Raw genomic sequence first — 17,270 nt, 5'->3', positions numbered from 1 at the left:
CCGGAGTGATCGAACGCCGCGTCCCCCCGACATCCCGCCGGGGGCGGCCACGGCTCGGGTCACGGGGGCGGTGCCCCCGGAGCCCAGGAATCCGCTAGCGACCCTTCCCATGGGGGAACGACGATGACCAGTGCCAGACCCGCGGACTCCTCGCACTCGCGGGGCGGTCAGCAGGGCCAGGGATACGGCACCCCGGCAGAGCAGCACTATCACCCGCCCCAGGCGTACCCGGCGCCCCCGGGCAACGCGCCGACGGTGGGGCAGCAGTCCCCGCAGCAGCGTTCCCGCCCCGACTCGGGGCCCGGGCCCGGCGCCCAGGGGCCGAGCACCCAGGGCGGCGGCGTGCGCCGCCCGCGCACGGGCGCGCGCACCGTCCCCCGGGTCCGCAAGGCGCGCCTGCGCGTGGCCAAGGCCGACCCGTGGTCGGTGATGAAGGTCAGCTTCCTGCTCTCGATCGCCCTGGGCATCTGCACCGTGATCGCCGTCTCCGTGCTGTGGATGGTGATGGACGGCATGGGGGTCTTCTCCACCATTGGTGAAACGATCACCCAGGCCACCGAGACCGACGACGAGAGCGGCTTCGATCTGGAGTCCTTCCTCTCGTTGCCGCGCGTGCTGATCTTCACGTCCGTGATCGCCGTGATCGACGTGGTGCTGGCCACCGCGCTGGCCACGTTGGGCGCGTTCCTCTACAACCTCTCCGCCGGCTTCGTCGGCGGAGTCGAGGTGACGCTCGCCGAGGACGAGTGAGACGGGCGCGTGGCGCCCAGTTCGAGGGCCCGCTTTCCGATTTGGGCGCGGGGGCGGCCATGCGCTAGCCTTGCGGAGCACGCGGGGCTATAGCTCAGATGGTTAGAGCGCATCCCTGATAAGGATGAGGCCACAGGTTCAAGTCCTGTTAGCCCCACCGTCATGACGGCCCCGGTCCCCAGTGACCGGGGCCGTTTGACGTAGCGGCCGATGGCACCGGGAAGCGCGAAGGTATCATCGGGCGCCAATGGTCCGATCACGTTAAGAAGGACGAGGTAGCGCGGTGAAGAAGCTCCTCCTGGTAGCGGTGGCCGCCATCGGCGGGCTGCTGGTCTACCGCCAGATCCAAGCGGACAAGGCCGAGCAGGATCTGTGGACGGAGGCGACCGACTCCGTGCCGGCCGGCTCCACCGGCGCCTGAGGCGTCGCGCCACGGACTGACACTTGACTCCTGCCGCCTCCGTGTCCCTGCCGCCTGACGGCGGTGGGCCCGGGGGCGGTTCGCTGTCTCGGCACCCCTGGGGGGCGGGCCGCGGGCGGGCCCGCGGTGTTGTGGCCAGACCGTGACGCGGAACGCTGTTCTGTGTGCGACCGCGAACTCGTACGGTGCTGGTTGGTGTTGGTGAGGGACCCGGCGCTTGTGCCGGAGAGCGGGGGACGGGAAGGATGCGCGCCAGCCTCGGAGTTGCGGCGGTCGGTTGCTCGTTGTTGCTCGTGGGATCACCCGCGGCCCAGGCAGCCGCCGAGTCCCAGGCGTCGACGGCCTACGCGTTCGCGCCGGACGCCGAGGCCGTCGAGGGCGCGGCCAGCAGCGCGGACGCGCCCAAGCTGGAGGCCGGCGGGACCTACACCGACCAGCTGGAGCGGGGCGAGACGCTGCACTACGCGGTCGACCTCGACGAGGGATCGAGCGCCTATCTGACCACGGTCGTCGTCCCGCGGCTCGGTTCCGAGATCAGCGCGAGCGACGGCGTCGAGGTCGAGCTGCTGACCACCGACAACGAGACCTGCTCCGACGCCGACCGGTCGTTCGGCACCGGTTCCAACGCGCCGCCCCGGCCGATCACCGTCTGGGCCGGCCGAGTCGTGGCGCAGGGTGCCGACTGCCAGCGCGCGGGGACCTATGTGTACACGGTGACCAGGGTGGACGGCACGGACCGCGCGGAGTGGCCCATCGAGCTGCGCTTCGCGCAGGAGCCGCGGCTCAGCCAGCTCCCCGAGTCGGCGCCGCCCGTCGACAGCTGGGAGACCGAGCAGCCGGCCCCGCCCGGGGGCGAGGCCGTCCGGGTCCCGGGCGGCACCGGCTTCAACGACGCCCAGCCCATAGGCGAGGGCGTCTGGCGCGACGACCTGGAAGCCGGCACCACACGCGCCTACCGCGTTCCGCTCGACTGGGGCCAACAGCTCGCGCTGACACTGGACCTGGGCAACGCCGCCGACGTCGACGAGTACTCCATGGCGTACGGCCACGTACGCGCCGAGCTGTACAACCCGGCCGCGGGCCGGATCGGCGACCCGATCTCCGAGAACTACTACGGCGAGCAGCTGAGCATCGAGGCGCTCACCGCCGGCGTGCACTACGGCAACCGCTTCGAGGACACCGACGGCGTCGACGAGATGGCGTTCGCCGGCTGGTACTACCTGCTGGTCACGCTGAGCCCCGACGTGGCCGACATCACCGACGAGCCGGTGGGGGCGACCCTGCGGCTCTCGGTGCTCGGCGACGCCCAGCCGGGGCCGTCCTACGCCTCCGACCCGGTGGAGGCCGGCTTCGGCGTCACCGAGGCGATGGTCTCCCAGGCCGCCAAGGGGCAGACGGACGAGGAGGTGGCGGCCGAGCGGGCCAGCGACGACAAGCGGCTGCGCGGCTATGTCTCCGTCGGCGTCGGGCTGGTGCTCGCGCTCTGCCTCGGCGCCTGGTACCTGGTCGGCAGGCGCCGCGCCCTGGCAGCCGCCGGGCCGGCGCCCTGGGGCTGAGGTGCCCGCCGGCTCAGTTCACGCCGTCAGCAACGACCAGACGCCGTAGCCCAGGCAGACCGCCGCCACCAGCAGCACCGGGATCGCCACCGCGCGCGGCGGCCCCGGGCGCCGGCGTACCGGCATCGGGCCCGTGGTGCCCTGCGGCGTGGTCGGGGAGACGGTGGTCGGCGTGGGAACGCCCGCCGTGCGCGGGACGTCCGCGGTCTCCTGGCCGCCCCGGGTCTCCCCCGAGGGGCCGGCGCCCATCGGCGGCGTCGGAAGGGAACCGCCCCGCGGTCCCTGGGAGCTGGGGGGCGCGATCCGGTAGCTGCCCGTCCCCGAGATGTTGTCGACCGGCTCGTCCCCGGCCACGGACCCGGCCCCCGCGCCGCGCTTCGGCCCCTCGGGGCCGAACCCGGCAGGCAGCGGCCCGAGTTGGTCGAAGACCTCGACGACCTCGCGCTCCAACGTGGAGTCGGGCAGCAGCTCGCGCGCCGAGGCGAGCGCCCGGCGCACGCCCGTGGCCGTCCGGAAGCGCGCCTCCGGCTTCGGTTGCAACAACGTGCCCAGCACCTGCCACAGCGCGTCCGGCACGCCGTCCGGTGCCGCCGGCATCCCGCCCGCGTAACGTTCCAGCAGCGCCAGGGAGTCGGGCTTCACGCCGGTCGTCAGGTAGAGGCCGACCAGCCCCACCGCGTACAGGTCCGCCGGGAAGTCCGGCTCCGCGCCCTCAAGCTGTTCGGGCGCGAAGTAACCGGGCGTGCCGACCACGTAGTTGGTCTCGGTGAGCCGCGGCTCACCCTTCCGCATCGAGATGCCGAAGTCGGAGAGGCGCAGATGGGGGCGGTGGGTGCCGGTCGCCTCCAGCAGGATGTTGGCCGGCTTGATGTCGCGGTGGACCACGCCCTCGTCGTGCACCGCCTGAAGCCCGGCCAGCAGCTGGTCGAGCAGGAGACAGACGTGGCTCGGCGGCAGCGGCCCGTAGTCGCCGATCAGATGGGAGAGCGAGCCGCCGGTCATCAGGTCCATGGTGAACAGCACCTGGTCGTCGTCGGCAGCCCAGCTCGCCGGCGCGAGCACATGGGGGTGGTCGATGCGCAGCGCCTGCTCCCTGACGAAGCGCAACAGCGTGTGGGCGTCGGACTGTTGGAGCACCTTGGCCGCCACATAGCGGCGCCGCCGGTGGTCGAAGGCACGCCAGACCGCTCCGGCGCCGCCACGTCCTATCGGGTCGACCAGCTCGTACCGACCCGCGAAGATCTCGCCCATGCCCTCGTGTCCGTCGCTTCCGTCCGTCGTCGTGGGGACCGCCCGTCGAGGGCGGCGTTCAGCCCTGGTGGCTCTCGTAGTGCTCGATGGCCTCGCGCGTCCTGGCGACGCCGTACACCCGCAGGAACTCGGCGAGTTCGGGGTGGCTGTCGCCCAGCAGCCGGGCCGCGCTCTGGATCTCGGCGGCGTCGGAGACCGAACGCAGCAACGCCTGGATCTCCCGCACCACGCGCTTGCTCGGGTTGGCCGGAACGGCGGAGGCCCCGCTGGAACGGGTCGTCGTCGAGGCGGGGCTGAGCACGTTGCCGCCCGCCGTCCGGCGGATGTCGTCCATCGCGCCCGTCGCCTCGGCGGCGCTCACCCTGCCGGCCCGCACCTCGGCGGCCAGGTCCTGGAGGGCGCGCACCCGCTGGACCACGGCCGGGTTGCCGATCTTCGCGCGTTGGCCGCTCATCAACTGGGAGAGCATGGGCGCCGAGAGGCCGAGCACACCGGCGAGCCGCGCCTGGTTGAGCCCCAGATCGGCGATGAGCCGCCGGAAGAGCGTTCCCAGGGGCTCGCCGTACCAGGTGGTCTGCTGCTCCCTGGCCTTCTCGGTCGACTCTTGTTGGACCGCGTCCATCCTGTGTCCCCTGTCTCCCCTGATCGCTTCACGTGAGCGAAGTTGCGCGTCATCCTACGGAGGGAGTCTTCCCCGGTGCGATACCCGGTCGGCCTCCCGGGAGAAGATTGGGTAATCTTGGCTACGGCCTTCCCGAAGGCACACCAGGGGCCTTAGCTCAGTTGGTAGAGCGCCGTCTTTGCATGGCGGATGTCAGGAGTTCGACTCTCCTAGGCTCCACCCGAATGAACCCCTCTGACCTGCGGAGACGCGGTCAGGGGGGTTCTTCTGTCCCGGTTTCCCGTGGTGACGTGCCAACGCGGCGGTGTCGTCGGGGGTGGGACGAGGGCTGAGGGGAGGAGCCGCCGTCGCCCCCTCCGTACCTGTCAGCCGCCCGTGATCTCCAGCAGTTCCTCGGGGGGTGTGCGGTCCGCGTTGACGTGCTCGGTGCGCTCCAGCTCGCCCCAGACGATGTAGCGGTGGCGGGAGGTGAAGACCGGGGTGCAGGTGGTGAGCGTGATGTAGCGGTTGGCCTCCGTGGCGCCCGACTCCTCGGGGATGGGGTCCAGCACCTCGACGTTGTACTTGGAGGTCTCCGGCAGCACGGCGTAGGTGCGGTAGATGTACCAGGTGTTCTTCGTCTCGAAGACGATCGGGTCGCCCTCCTCGACGTCCTGGATGTCGTGGAACTTCGCGCCGTGGCCGTCCCGGTGGGCGGCGATCGAGAAGTTGCCCTCCTCGTCCCAGGGCATGGCCGCCGCGACGGGGTCGGTGTAGTAGCCGGCGACGCCGCCGTTGAGGGTGTTCGGGTTGGTGCCCTCCTTCACCAGGATCTCGCTGCCGGTCATGGTCGGGACGTGCAGGAAGCCGATGCCGTCCTCCGGCTCGAACTCCCTGGGCGGCGTGGTGTCGTCGGCGTCCTCCTCCGGCTGCGCTGCCCAGCTGTCGCGCACGGCGTCGCTGTCCCTGGAGGCTTCCTTGTTGGCTATGACGTTGGTCCACCACAGCGAGTAGACGACGAAGAGACCGAGGACGACGCCCGCGGTGATCAAGAGTTCGCCGAAGACGCCGACGGCGGCGGCGACGCGCCGCCTGGTGCGGCTCGGGCCGGCGGGGGGCGGCGTCGGTTCGGCGTCGGGGTCGGCGGCGGCGACATCGTCGGCGGCGGCGACATCGTCGGGGGCGTCGGGGTCTTCGGGGTCCGGCTCCGCGTCGGACGTGGGCGTGGGGTCGGGGGCGTCGGCCTCGTCGTTCCGGCCGTCCTCGTCCTTGTCCGGCGTCTCCTTCTCCGGGGAGTCGTCCCCTTCGCCGGTCGCACGCGGCTCGTCGGTCTCGTTGCTCTGGTCGGTCTGGTCGGTCTGGTCGGTCTGGTCGGTCCTGTCGTCCGACGCACCGGCGGAGGCGCTGGCCTCCCCCTCGGGGGTCGGGTTCTCTTTGTCCTCCGGCACCGCCGGTGTCCTCCGCTGTCGTTGCGTCTTCGGTCAGTTGACGAGGGCGTCCGGCTTGCCCTCGGAACGGGGGCTCTCCTCGGCCAGCTCTCCCCAGACAATCAGCCGGTAGGTGGAGGTGAACTCCGGGGTGCAGGTGGTGAGCGTGACGTAGCGGCCGGGGTCGGTGAAACCGCCCTGGTCGGGCACCGGGTCGAGGACCTCGACGTTGGACGGCGAGGTCGAGTCGAGCCGGCTGCGCATCTCGTACGTGTAGTAGGTGCTCTCGGTCTCGATGACGATCGGGTCGCCGGGCTCCAGGTTGTTGATGTAACGGAACGGCTCGCCGTGGGTGTTGCGGTGGCCGGCCAGCCCGAAGTTGCCCTCCTCGTCCCAGGGCATCGCCGTGGGAAGGCCGTCCTCCTCCGTGTAGTGCCCCACCATGCCGTTGTCCAACACGCTCGCCGGGTCGACGCTCTCCGCCACCGGGACCCGCACGTCCAGCGTCGGCAGGTAGAGGATCGCGAAGCCCTCGCCCGCCGAGAAGACACCGGGGTCGCGGTTCTCCTCGCCCTCGCCCCCCGAGTCCCAGCGCTCCTCCAGCTCGGAGGCCTGCTTGTTGGCGTGGGCCCTGGCCTCGAAGTTGGTCCACCAGAGCTGGTAGACAACGAAGAGCAGCAGCAACACACCGGTGGTGATGAAGAGTTCGCCGATCACGTTGCTGATCGCCGTGCCGGTCTGCTTGGCGGCCTTGGCCGCGGCCTTCGCCGCCTTGCGGCGCGCCGCGCGGCCCCCGCCCACCTCCGGCTCCGCCTCGGCGGTCGCGGTCGCCGGCTCCGCCGCGCCCCGGCGCCCGCCGCCGCCCTTGGCGGCCCTGCGCCGGGCGGCTCGCCCGCCGGCGGCCGGCGGCTCGGGCTCCGCCGCGCGCTGCGCCGCGCGCCTGCGCGCCGCCCGGCCGCCGCCCTCCGGCGCCTCCGGGCCGTCCTCGGCCGGCGTCCCGGCGCGCGGGCGCAGGTCGTCGGGGCGCCGCAGCCCGACCGTCTCCGGGTCGTGCTCCCCGGCGCCGCGCGGCGGCACCTGGAGCCCCACGGTCTCGGGGTCGGGCTCCCGCACGGCCGAACGCTGCTCGCCGTAGGCGTCGAACGGCGGTTCGTAGTCGTATCCCTCGGGTGCCCGGTTGCCCGGGGGGTGGGACTCGTGCCCCGGGGAGTGGTTCTCGTGGTGGTACTCCCCCGGGCCCGGCGCGTAGCCCTCGCCGCCCGGGTAGCCCCCGTACGCCTCGTGCCCGCCCTGGCCGCCCTGGCCGCCCGTCTGCCCGTGCCGCCCCTGCCCGTGCGCCGGGTAGTCCCCGGCGAGGTCGTCGGCCGTGGGAAGCGGTGGCCGTTGGCCGGGCAGGGGGTCGCCCAGCGGGTCGTTGAGCGCGTCGACGGCCGCCTGGTACGGGTCCGCCGGGTAGCCGCCCGGCCCTCCCGCCGGATACGGGTCGTCCGCGTAGGGATCCCGCTCGGGGTCCCACTCCGCGCCCGCCCCCGGGCGCGACGTGTTCACGCCGCGGGCTCCTGCTGGCCCGTCCGGCCCACGATCGGGGCGAGCCCGTGGGAACGCGTCACCGCGCCGGCGTCGCCGCAGCGCGCCAGCCAGTTGGCGAGCATCCGGTGGCCGCCCTCGGTGAGCACGGACTCCGGGTGGAACTGCACGCCCTCGACCGCGAGTTCGCGGTGGCGCAGGCCCATCACCACGTCTCCGGCGCGGGCGGTGACCAGCAACTCGGGGGGCAGCCGCGGCTCCTCGGCGGCCAGCGAGTGGTAGCGGGTGACCGTCAGCGGCGAGGGGAGTCCCTCGAAGACGCCCGAGCCGTCGTGGACCACCTCGGAGGTCTTGCCGTGCAGCAGCTCGGGCGCCCGGCCGACGACCCCGCCGTAGGCGGCGGCCATGGCCTGCATCCCGAGGCAGACGCCGAAGACCGGCACCCCGTTCTCCGCGCAGTGCCGCACCATCGGGACGCTGACGCCGGCCCGCTCGGGGGTGCCGGGGCCGGGGGAGATCAGCACCCCGTCGAAGCCGCCCTCGGCGACGTGACCGGTATCGACCGCGTCGTTGCGCGACACCTCGCACTCGGCGCCGAGTTGGTAGAGGTACTGGACGAGGTTGTAGACGAAGCTGTCGTAGTTGTCCACGACCAGGATGCGGGTGGCGCTCACCTGTCGGTCCCCCCTTGGGCGTCGTCCACGGTCACGTCGTTGAAGGGCAACAGCGGCTCGGCCCACGGGAAGACGTACTGGAAGAGCAGGTAGACCACGCCGAGCGCCAGAGCCAGCGCGAGCACCGCCCTGACCAGCGTGTTGCCCGGCAGATGTCGCCAGATCCACCCGTACATGGCTTCCCGTCCCCATCTCGTGCGACGCCGCGTGCCCCAAGCGTACGACGACGGCGCTCGGGCGCGCGGGGCTCGCTGTCAATCCCCGGGCTCCAGCGGCTCGGCGTGCCGCAGCGCCACGCCGCCCTCGTAGCCGGGCAGGGTGACCGAGCCGTGTTCGGCGACGTCCCAGCCGAGGCCGTAGGCGTCCACGTACTGCTGGTAGTTGCGCAGCGCGGGGGAGTCGTCGAGCGCGGAGCGCAGTCGGTCGGTGGAGCCGACCGCGGTGATGGTGTACGGCGGGGAGTAGAGCCGGCCCTGGAGGATCAGGGTGTTGCCGACGCAGCGCACCGCGCTGGTGGAGATCAGCCGCTGGTCCATGACGCGCACCCCGTCGGCGCCGCCCGCCCACAGGGCGTTCACCACGGCCTGGAGGTCCTGCTGGTGGATGACCAGGTCGTTGGGGGTCGGCTCGGGGGCGCCGGGGACCAGCGGCTCGGCGTCGGCCGGGGCGTCGGTGAGGGTCACGGTCAGCCCCGGGCCGGTCAGCTCGTTCAGCCCGGCGGCGGTCTCCGTCGCGTCCAGCCGCAGCGACTGCTCGGGGTCGGCGCCGGCGTCGCGCTCGGTGAGCGCCTCCACCTCGGAACGGAGCCGGGCCGCCGTCGACTCCAGGGCGTCGTTGCCGCGCTCCCGCTCCCTGATCAGGTCGGACATCTGGAGCAGGGAGTCGTCGGTGCGGATGTTGTTGCCGCGCGAGACGGTGAAGCTCACCCAGAAGAGGAGGCCCGCCAGGGCGAAGACGGCGACCGTGCCGAGCCGGGCCCGGCGGAAGGGGAAATTCCTCACCGTACCCTGGTCTCCTTAAACAGCCGCGGAAGGACTACGCTAGCCGACGATCCCACAGCTACGCGCTTCGGAGCGCGACCAGGTAGCGCCTTGCGCAGCGCGATCGACAGGAGTCTCTCTCGTGCCGAAGTCTCGGGTCCGTAAGAAGAAGGACGACAGCTACGCGCCCCCGGAGAAGCGGGCGACGACGAAGCTCGACATGCGTTCGGGGCGCAGTTGGGTCGCCCCCCTGATGCTGGCGCTGTTCGGCATCGGACTGGCCTGGATCGTGGTCTATTACGTGACCAAGGCGGATCTGCCGGTGGGCGCGCTCGGCGACTGGAACATCGTGGTCGGCTTCGGCTTCATCGCACTGGGGTTCGTGGTCTCCACCCAGTGGAAATGACCGACCGCTCGTCCCTCGCTCGTTCTCACCAGGGTTATCCACAGGTTGCTTTAACATCGCAAGATCTGTGGATAACCCTGTGTGTTCAGCGGGGTGCCGCGCCCGTGTTCGAACCTCCCGCACCCCTGTTCTCCTGCGGAAACGTCGGTCGTGACGGCGGAGGTCGCGAGTCGTCCACAGGGTGCACAAGATCCTCCACCGGCTGTGGATAAGTCTGAACTTAGGCTCAGCCCACCAGCTGCTGTGCGCGTATCAGACACGTGACCAGGAGGGTGAGCGCGACCAGCGCGCAGACGGCGATCTGCACCGGGAGGCGCAGCCGGCGCGGGGCCCAGACCAGTCCCGAGGCGATCACGATTCCGGCGATCAGTCCGCCTATGTGCGCCTGCCAGGCGATCGCCGACCAGGCGAAGGTGATCACCAGGTTGACCGCGAGCAGCAGCAGGATCGGCCGCATGTCGTACCGGAGCCGGCGGGCGAGCACCGCCGTCGCGCCGAAGAGGCCGAAGATCGCGCCCGAGGCGCCCAGCGAGAGCTGCGTCTGGTCGGCCAGCACGAAGGACAGCGTGGAGCCGGCCAGCGCCGAGAGCAGATAGAGCGCCACATAGCGGCCCCGGCCCAGTGCGCTCTCCAGCGCCGGCCCCAGCAGCCACAGCCCCAGCATGTTGAACCCGAAGTGCCAGATCTCCTGGTGCAGGAACGCCGAGGTCAGCAGCCGGTACCACTCGCCGTCGGCCACCCCGATCCAGTTCGGGTCGAGGAACGTGCCGCCGTCCGTCGCGTAGCCGAGCATCCCGAGGTCGATCACCATCTCGTCGCCGCGCGCCAGCACGGCGAGGAAGACCACCGCGTTCAACGCGAGCAGCACCTTGGTGACAAGCCCGGCGTCTCCGGTGACCCGGCCGCCGGCCAGCGTCCTGGGGCGGGCGGCCCTGGTGGCGCCGGCGGCGCCGCGCACACAGTGCGGGCACTGGTAGCCGACGGCGGCCTCCACCATGCAGGACGGGCAGATCGGGCGGTCGCAGCGGGTGCAGCGGACGCCGGTCTCCTGGTCCTGGTGCTGGTAGCAGCGGGCGAGCCCCGGCTGCGGATGCTGCTGGGCCATGGTGTCCCCTCCCCGCTGGCGTGCCCGGAGCCGATGAGAGACCGGCCCCCTGATCCTACGGACAGGGGGCCGGATTCGTTCCCGGAGTGCGAACTTCCGGTCAGCGGCTCTCGATCGTCACCGACTCGATCACCACGTCCTCGACGGGACGGTCGGTGTTGCGGTCGGTCGCGGTCGTGGCGATCGCGTCCACGACCTGCTGCCCCGCCTCGCCGGTGACCTCACCGAAGATGGTGTGCTTGCCGGTCAGCCAGCTGGTCGGCGACACGGTGACGAAGAACTGCGAGCCGTTGGTCCCGGGACCCGCGTTGGCCATGGCCAGCAGGTACGGGCGGTCGAAGGACAGATCCGGGTGGATCTCGTCCTGGAACTTGTATCCCGGGCCGCCGGTGCCGTTCCCCAGCGGGTCGCCGCCCTGGATCATGAAGCCGCTGATCACCCGGTGGAAGACCGTGCCGTCGTAGAGCTTCTCGGTGGACTTCTGCCCGGTGGCCGGGTGGACCCACTCGCGCTTGCCCTCGGCGAGCTCGACGAAGTTCGCGACCGTCTTCGGCGCGTGGTTGGGGAAGAGCCGCACCTCGATGTCGCCTCGGTTGGTCTTCAGGGTGGCATAGAGCTGCTCAGCCACGATCTACCTTCCGTCTACGTTCAATGACGGTCACCGATCCTGCCACGGAACGCCGACACGCCATGCCCCCGGATGGCCCTTTCGCGTGCCGAATCCCCGCGTACCCGGCATGATTTGCGCACGAGTGGACAAGAGGAGTAGTCAGCGGGAAACCGCCACGAAAGATTACCAAGGAGGCGAAAACAGTGACCCGGAACGGGAAGGCAACTGTTCGACAGGCGGGCGACGCGGTGCTTCCCTACGCGCTCTCCGCCAAGGAGAACGCCGCACGCTACGCGCACCAGGCCCGTGCCTACGTGGCCCCTCGCGCCTCTCGGGCTGCTACCCAGGCTCGTCGACAGTATGAGGAGCAGTGGGTCCCCCGCGTGGAGCAGGCCAGGCAGGCCGCCGGGCCCGCGCGGGAGAAGGCGGCGCTGCGTTCGGCCGCCGCCGTCGCCGCGCTCCGCGGCGACCTCACGGCCGAGGAGATCCGGCACACCGCGCGCCGCCGGCGCCGCAAGGCGAGGAACGGGCGGCTGGTCAGGCGGCTCGGGCTGATGGGCCTGGTGGCGGGCGGCGCGCTCGTCGCCTGGAAGTGGTGGAGCGCCCAGACCGACCCGGACTGGCTGGTCGAGCCCTCCCCGGCGACGGAGATCCCCACCGAGCCCGAGGAGCAGGCGCTGGGCTGAGCCCCGCCGGGGCCTCACACGACGGAGCGGGCACGGCCGAGGCGTTCCACGCCTCGGCTCGCACCCGCTCGCCGTTCGCTTCTCTTCGGTCAGGGCCGGCTCAGGCCGCCCCGGTGAGCGTCAGCCGCCCATCCCGAAGATGCCGCCGCCGCCCGGGCCGCCGCCCGGGTCCCCGTTCTGGCCGCCCTGGTCACCCGGGTTGGTCGGGTCGACCACGGTGAGGGTGATCGGGGTGTCCGGTGCGACCCGCTGGCCGGCCGGCGGGTCCATGGACACCACCAGGGCGTGCGGGACGTCGGGTCCCTGGATGTTGACCTGCTGGAAGCCGGCGCCGTTCAAAGCGCCCCGCGCCTGCTCCACGTTCTGGCCGACGACGTTGGGCACCTCCGCCTCCTCCTCGTCCGGCGGGTCCTCGGTCTCCTGCGAGGGCATCGCGACGGTCAGCGTCACCAGACCGCCAGGCTCCTGCTGCGTGCCGGCGCCCGGGTCCTGGCTGATGACCTCGCCCTCCGCCCGGGAGTCGTCCGTCTGGTTCTGCCGGGTCACCGTGAACCCGGCGGCGGTCAGCTCGGACTGCGCCTGGTCGAACGGCTTGCCGACCACGTCGGGCACTGACTCCAGCTCGGGGGCGGTGGCGACGGTCAGGGTGACCTCGCTCTCCGCCTCGACCTCGCTGCCGCCCTCCGGGTCCTGCGAGAGCACCGTGCCCGGCTCGGAGTCCGGAGCCTCCTCCGTCTCCTGGCGCACGCTCAGACCCAGGTCCTCCAGCTCGGCCTCCGCGTCCTCGTAGGCGTCGCCGACGACATCGGGCAACTCGACCGGCTCCGGACCGTCCGAGGGGATCACCGTGACGGTGTCGCCCTCCTCCAGCTCCGTGCCGGTCTCGGGGTCGGTCCGGCAGACCGTGTCCTTCTCCTCGCCGCAGGGCTCGGGGTCCCCGACGGTGGACGAGAAGCCCAGGCCGTCCAGCCGATCCTGCGCGGCCTCCACGGACTCACCCGCCAGGTCCGGCACCTTCAGGGCGCCCTCGGGCGGATCGTTGGAGAACATCACCCGGCCGATCAGCACGGCGCCGACCAGCACCAGGATGGCGGCCAGCACCAGCAGGATCGTCGACGTGTGGCGGTTCCCCTGCCGGCGGTCGGCGCGGCCGTAGTCGTCGTTGTACCCGTCGTCCCTGGTCGGCGGCATCATCGTCGTCGCCGGGTCGGTCGGCCGCAGCATCGTCGTGGGGCGGTCGTCGTAGCCGTAGCCCGCCGCGCCCATCGCGGCGGCGGCGCCGACCGGACGCCCGTCCAGCGCCGCCTCGATGTCGGCGCGCATCTCGTCCGCCGACTGGTACCGGTAGTCCGGGTCCTTGACCAGCGCCTTCAACACGATGGCGTCGGTGTCCGGAGTGATCTCCGGATCGAAGTTGCTGGGCGGCTGGGGCTCCTCCCGCACATGCTGGTAGGCCACGGCGACCGGCGAGTCGCCCAGGAACGGGGGCCGCACGGTCAGCAGCTCGTAGAGCAGACAGCCCGTCGAGTACAGGTCGGACCGCGCGTCGACCGTCTCGCCCTTGGCCTGCTCCGGGGAGAGGTACTGCGCGGTGCCGATCACGGCCGAGGTCTGGGTCATGGTCATGCCGGAGTCGCCCATGGCGCGGGCGATGCCGAAGTCCATCACCTTCACCTGGCCGGTGCGGTTCAGCATGATGTTCGCCGGCTTGATGTCCCGGTGGACGATGCCGTTGCGGTGGCTGTACTCCAGCGCCTGGAGGATGCCGATGCACATCTCCATCGCCCGCTCCGGCAGCAGCTTCCGCCCGGAGTGCAGCAGCTCGCGCAGCGTCGAGCCGTCGACGTACTCCATCACGATGTAGGGGATGGAGATCCCGTCGACGTAGTCCTCGCCGGTGTCGTAGACGGCGACGATCGCCGGGTGGTTCAGCGAGGCGGCCGACTGGGCCTCTCTTCGGAACCTGGCCTGGAACGTGGGGTCGCGGGCGAGGTCGGCACGGAGCGTCTTGACCGCGACGGTGCGACCCAGCCGGGTGTCGTGAGCCAGGTAGACCTCGGCCATTCCGCCCCGGCCCAGCACCTGGCCCAGCTCGTACCGCCCGCCGAGGCGACGCGGCTCATCCATGTTTCCAGCCCTCTCCGTGTGGTCCCGGCCGCGCCCCCCTCGTCTTACTCGGGCTCGGGGAGCCAGACCCTGGCTTACGGTACCCGGCGGGGATGAACCCACCGGGTGGCGGTGGGCGGCCGATATCCAACCGGTATCGCCCAACACCGCAACCGGACCCAAGGCCGGTCCCAGATATGACGTGTGTTCGGTGGTTCCCGGTTGCCCGCCGGTGGCGTGCGAGGGACTGCCCGGCGCCCACGCGGGGCGGCCGGGAGCGTCACTCCTGGTCGTCGGCGAGCACGGCCGCCATGACGTCCATCGCGATGGGCGCGGCCAGACCGCCGCCGGAGATCTCGTCCCGGTCGACCTCTTCGTCCTCCACGACCACGGCCACCGCGACCGGGGAGCCCTCGTCGGTCATCGCGTAGGAGATGAACCACGCGTAGGGCGACTCCGAGTTGTTCTCACCGCGCTGGGCGGTACCCGTCTTGCCGCCGATCCGGATGTCGTCGTCGATGGAGCTCCGGTCGATGCTGGAGTTCTGCTCGACGACCTCCTCCATCGCCTCCTGGAGCTCGCGCGCGTTGTCCCCGGAGACGGGCTCGCTCAGCTCCTCCGGGTCGTGCTGCTCTATGACGTTCAGATTCGGGGCGACCAACCGGTCCACCATGTACGGCGCCATCAGCGAACCGTTGTTGGCGACGGCGCTGGCCACCATGGCCATCTGGAGCGGGGTGGCCCGGTTCGACGCCTGGCCGATGCCGGCCATCGCGTTCTGCGGGCGGTTGTCCTCGGGGTAGACGCTCGCGTTGCTCCGGACCGGGACGAACTGCTCCTCGTTGAAGCCGAAGCGCTCGGCCATCTCGATCATGCCCTCGTTGCCCACGTCGTTGCTCAGGCCGGCGAAGACGCTGTTGCACGAGTAACGCATGGCGTCGCGGACGTTGGCGTCGGCGCAGACGCCGGGGACCTGGTTGTCCAGCGGGACGTTGTCCGTGTCCGGGAGGATGTACGGGTCCTCGTACTCGGTGTCCTGGTCGATGTCGTCGATCAGGCCGTTCTCCAGGGCAGCCGCGGCGGTGACCACCTTGAAGGTGGAGCCGGGCGGGAAGGTCTCCCGCAGCGCCCGGTTGAGCATCGGCTTGTCCTCGTCGGTCTCCAGCGCGGTCCACGCCTCCCCGTCCTCCGCGCCGTACCCGGCGAAGGAGGAGGGGTCGTAGGAGGGGGTGGACACCATCGTCAGGATCGCGCCCGAGCGCGGGTCCAACGCCACGACCGCGCCCTTGCGGCTGCCCAGGCCCTCGAACGCGGCGCGCTGCGCGTCGCCGTTGAGCGTGGTGATCACGTCGCCGCCGCGCTGGTCCTTGCCGGTGAGCATGTCGATCGTGTTGTTGAAGAACAGCCGGTCGTCGTCGCCGGTGAGGATCGAGTCGTTGACGTTCTCCAGCTGGTTGGTGCCGAACGCCTGCGACGCGTAGCCGGTGACCGGCGCCCAGATCTCGCCGTCGATCCAGGTCCGCTGGTAGCGGAAGTCCGGGTCGTCCGTCTCCTCCGAACCGGTGATCGGCTCGCCGTCGACGATGATGTCGCCGCGGGGGTTGGAGTAACGCTCGATGGCGACCCGGCGGTTGTCCTTGTGGCTCTGCAACTCGTCGGCCTGGACGAACTGGATGTAGTTCACCCGGACCAGCAGCGCCAGCATCAACAGCCCGCAGAACACGGCCACTCTGCGCATCGGCTTGTTCATGGACGGACCACCTGCGTCATTTCGGAGTCGAGGGAGGGCGCCGGCGCGGGCGCGGGCCTGCGGGCAGTGTCGCTGATACGCAGTAGGAGCGCGATAAGCGCCCAGTTGGCGATCACGGACGAGCCGCCCTGCGCCAGGAACGGCATGGTCATACCGGTCAGCGGGATCAGCGCGGTGACGCCGCCGGCGACCACGAAGACCTGGATCGCGAAGACCCCGGCCAGGCCGATCGCCAGCAGCTTGCCGAACGGGTCACGGGCCGCCAGCGCCGTGCGCATCCCGCGTTCGATCAGCAGCGCGTAGAGCATGATGATCGCCATCAGCCCCGCCAGGCCCAGCTCCTCGCCGACCGTGGCCAGGATGTAGTCGCTCTTCGGCGCGATGCCGCTGATCAGCCGCGAGTACCCCTGGCCGAGCCCGGAGCCGAAGAGCCCCCCGGAGCCGAACGAGAACATCGCCTGCGCCGTCTCGGTCACCCCGTCGTTGGCGGCCCGGTCCAGCGGGTTGAGCCAGTTGTCGACGCGCTCGCCGACGTGGGCGTTGGTGCTGGCCACGAAGACGGCGCCGCTGGCGGAGAGCAGCAGACCGAAGACGATCCAACTCGTGCGCTCCGTCGCCACGTAGAGCATCACGACGAAGATGCCGAAGAACAGCAGCGAGGTGCCCAGGTCGGTCTCGAAGATCAGGATCAGCAGGCTGATCGCCCAGATCACCAGGATCGGGCCCAGGTCGCGGCCACGCGGCAGGTACAGGCCCATGAAGCGGCGGCTGGCCAGCGCCAGCGCGTCGCGCTTCACCATCAGATAGCCGGCGAAGAAGATCGCGATCACGATCTTGGCGAACTCGCCCGGCTGGATGGAGCCGACGCCCGGGATCTGCACCCAGATCCGCGCGCCGTTGATCTCCGTGCCGACGAAGATCGGCGAGGCCAGCAGGACCAGGGCCACCACCATGGAGATGTAGGTGTAGCGCTGGAGCAGCCGGTGGTCCTTCAGCAGCAGCAGCACCCCTATGAAGAGCGCCACGCCCACCGTCGACCACATCAGCTGGTTGGGGGCCATCGGGCCGCCCAGCGCGTCGGTGGTGATCGTCGGCTCCTGGTCGAGCCGCCAGATCAGCACCAGGCCCAGCCCGTTGAGCAACGTGGCGAGCGGCAGCATCAACGGGTCGGCGTAGGGCGCCCAGCGGCGGACCGCGAGGTGGGTGACGCCGGCCAGCAGGCCGAGCCCCAGGCCGTAGCCCAGCATCCCGGCGGGCAGCGTCTCGTCCTTGGCCAGGCCGACGTTGGCGTAGGCGAAGACCGGGATGACCACCGCGAACACCAGCATCAGCAGCTCGGTGTTCCGGCGGCTCGGCAGGCCGCCGGGTGAGACGGTCGTGTTGTTGTTGCTGCTCATGCCTTCAGGTCTCTCGGTCCGCT

16 protein-coding genes, 2 tRNA genes and 1 pseudogene are annotated in these 17,270 nt (G+C 71.2%); 7 read left to right on the top strand and 12 right to left on the bottom strand.

What is annotated here, in order from left to right:
• Positions 1 to 123: 123 nt before the first annotated feature.
• The 4 genes from FH715_RS12535 (at position 124) to FH715_RS12520 (ending at position 2,727) form a co-directional block, all read left to right on the top strand.
• The gene (locus tag FH715_RS12535; RefSeq protein ID WP_139644522.1) at positions 124 to 750 is read left to right on the top strand and encodes a DUF3566 domain-containing protein; all 627 of its coding nucleotides are present in this window, start codon (positions 124 to 126) and stop codon (positions 748 to 750) included.
• Between the two features lie 83 nt (positions 751 to 833).
• Positions 834 to 907: transfer RNA gene (locus FH715_RS12530), tRNA-Ile, on the top strand.
• A 126-nt stretch (positions 908 to 1,033) separates the two neighbouring features.
• Positions 1,034 to 1,171 carry a DLW-39 family protein gene (locus tag FH715_RS12525; RefSeq protein WP_170184714.1) on the top strand — a complete coding sequence of 46 codons (138 nt, stop codon included), beginning with the start codon at positions 1,034 to 1,036 and terminating at the stop codon, positions 1,169 to 1,171.
• Positions 1,172 to 1,464: 293 nt separating this feature from the next.
• Positions 1,465 to 2,727, top strand: coding sequence for a hypothetical protein (locus FH715_RS12520; RefSeq protein WP_139644521.1), 1,263 nt, complete (start codon positions 1,465 to 1,467; stop codon positions 2,725 to 2,727).
• 18 nt (positions 2,728 to 2,745) lie between these two features.
• Here FH715_RS12520 and FH715_RS12515 read toward each other — a convergent pair whose 3' ends face one another.
• Together FH715_RS12515 and FH715_RS12510 are read right to left on the bottom strand one after the other, a co-directional pair.
• Positions 2,746 to 3,978, bottom strand: a complete 1,233-nt coding sequence (locus FH715_RS12515; protein WP_139644518.1) for a serine/threonine-protein kinase — start codon at positions 3,976 to 3,978, stop codon at positions 2,746 to 2,748.
• A 58-nt stretch (positions 3,979 to 4,036) separates the two neighbouring features.
• Positions 4,037 to 4,600 (bottom strand): helix-turn-helix domain-containing protein, encoded by a 564-nt coding sequence (locus FH715_RS12510; RefSeq protein ID WP_097232200.1) that lies wholly within the window; start codon positions 4,598 to 4,600, stop codon positions 4,037 to 4,039.
• 146 nt (positions 4,601 to 4,746) lie between these two features.
• Here FH715_RS12510 and FH715_RS12505 point away from each other — a divergent pair.
• Positions 4,747 to 4,819 (top strand) — tRNA-Ala (locus tag FH715_RS12505).
• A 146-nt stretch (positions 4,820 to 4,965) separates the two neighbouring features.
• On the opposite strand, the pseudogene FH715_RS28885 reads toward FH715_RS12505, so the two are convergent.
• The 5 genes and pseudogenes from FH715_RS28885 to FH715_RS12480 all read right to left on the bottom strand — a co-directional run.
• Positions 4,966 to 5,715, bottom strand: a pseudogene (locus FH715_RS28885) (class E sortase); the annotation flags it as partial.
• Between the two features lie 345 nt (positions 5,716 to 6,060).
• Positions 6,061 to 7,554, bottom strand: coding sequence for a class E sortase (locus FH715_RS12495; RefSeq protein ID WP_139644513.1), 1,494 nt, complete (start codon positions 7,552 to 7,554; stop codon positions 6,061 to 6,063).
• A complete protein-coding gene (locus FH715_RS12490) occupies positions 7,551 to 8,207 on the bottom strand; it encodes an aminodeoxychorismate/anthranilate synthase component II (RefSeq protein ID WP_139644511.1) in 657 nt (218 codons plus the stop codon). Before FH715_RS12490 ends, FH715_RS12495 begins: the two co-directional genes overlap by 4 nt.
• Entirely contained in the window at positions 8,204 to 8,383 is a 180-nt protein-coding gene (locus FH715_RS12485; RefSeq protein WP_097232195.1) for a hypothetical protein, read from the bottom strand. The genes FH715_RS12490 and FH715_RS12485 overlap by 4 nt, the downstream gene beginning before the upstream one ends.
• 78 nt (positions 8,384 to 8,461) lie before the next feature.
• Complete coding sequence (locus tag FH715_RS12480; protein ID WP_139644510.1) at positions 8,462 to 9,208, bottom strand: DUF881 domain-containing protein; 747 nt, start codon at positions 9,206 to 9,208, stop codon at positions 8,462 to 8,464.
• A 121-nt stretch (positions 9,209 to 9,329) separates the two neighbouring features.
• Between FH715_RS12480 and crgA the strand changes: the two genes are divergently transcribed.
• The gene (gene crgA / locus FH715_RS12475) at positions 9,330 to 9,593 is read left to right on the top strand and encodes a cell division protein CrgA (RefSeq protein ID WP_139644508.1); all 264 of its coding nucleotides are present in this window, start codon (positions 9,330 to 9,332) and stop codon (positions 9,591 to 9,593) included.
• 226 nt (positions 9,594 to 9,819) lie between these two features.
• Here the strand turns inward: crgA and FH715_RS12470 are convergent, their stop codons facing one another.
• A complete protein-coding gene (locus tag FH715_RS12470; RefSeq protein ID WP_139644506.1) occupies positions 9,820 to 10,698 on the bottom strand; it encodes a rhomboid family intramembrane serine protease in 879 nt (292 codons plus the stop codon).
• 100 nt (positions 10,699 to 10,798) lie between these two features.
• Positions 10,799 to 11,326, bottom strand: a complete 528-nt coding sequence (locus tag FH715_RS12465; RefSeq protein WP_139644504.1) for a peptidylprolyl isomerase — start codon at positions 11,324 to 11,326, stop codon at positions 10,799 to 10,801.
• A gap of 185 nt (positions 11,327 to 11,511) precedes the next feature.
• Here FH715_RS12465 and FH715_RS28215 point away from each other — a divergent pair, with 185 nt between their 5' ends.
• Positions 11,512 to 11,994, top strand: a complete 483-nt coding sequence (locus tag FH715_RS28215) for a DUF5324 family protein (protein WP_281290737.1) — start codon at positions 11,512 to 11,514, stop codon at positions 11,992 to 11,994.
• 120 nt (positions 11,995 to 12,114) lie between these two features.
• Here the strand turns inward: FH715_RS28215 and pknB are convergent, their stop codons facing one another.
• The 3 genes from pknB to FH715_RS12445 form a co-directional block, all read right to left on the bottom strand.
• Positions 12,115 to 14,121 (bottom strand): Stk1 family PASTA domain-containing Ser/Thr kinase, encoded by a 2,007-nt coding sequence (gene pknB, locus FH715_RS12455; RefSeq protein WP_139644500.1) that lies wholly within the window; start codon positions 14,119 to 14,121, stop codon positions 12,115 to 12,117.
• Between the two features lie 259 nt (positions 14,122 to 14,380).
• The gene (locus FH715_RS12450; protein ID WP_139644499.1) at positions 14,381 to 15,850 is read right to left on the bottom strand and encodes a penicillin-binding transpeptidase domain-containing protein; all 1,470 of its coding nucleotides are present in this window, start codon (positions 15,848 to 15,850) and stop codon (positions 14,381 to 14,383) included.
• Positions 15,847 to 17,247, bottom strand: coding sequence for an FtsW/RodA/SpoVE family cell cycle protein (locus FH715_RS12445; protein ID WP_139644497.1), 1,401 nt, complete (start codon positions 17,245 to 17,247; stop codon positions 15,847 to 15,849). Before FH715_RS12445 ends, FH715_RS12450 begins: the two co-directional genes overlap by 4 nt.
• Between the last annotated feature and the right edge of the window lie 23 nt (positions 17,248 to 17,270).

It is taken from the genome of Streptomyces sedi (genome assembly GCF_006335015.1).
GTDB classification, from domain to species: Bacteria; Actinomycetota; Actinomycetes; order Streptomycetales; family Streptomycetaceae; genus Streptomyces; species Streptomyces sedi.
This window is presented reverse-complemented; position numbering and strand designations above follow the sequence as displayed.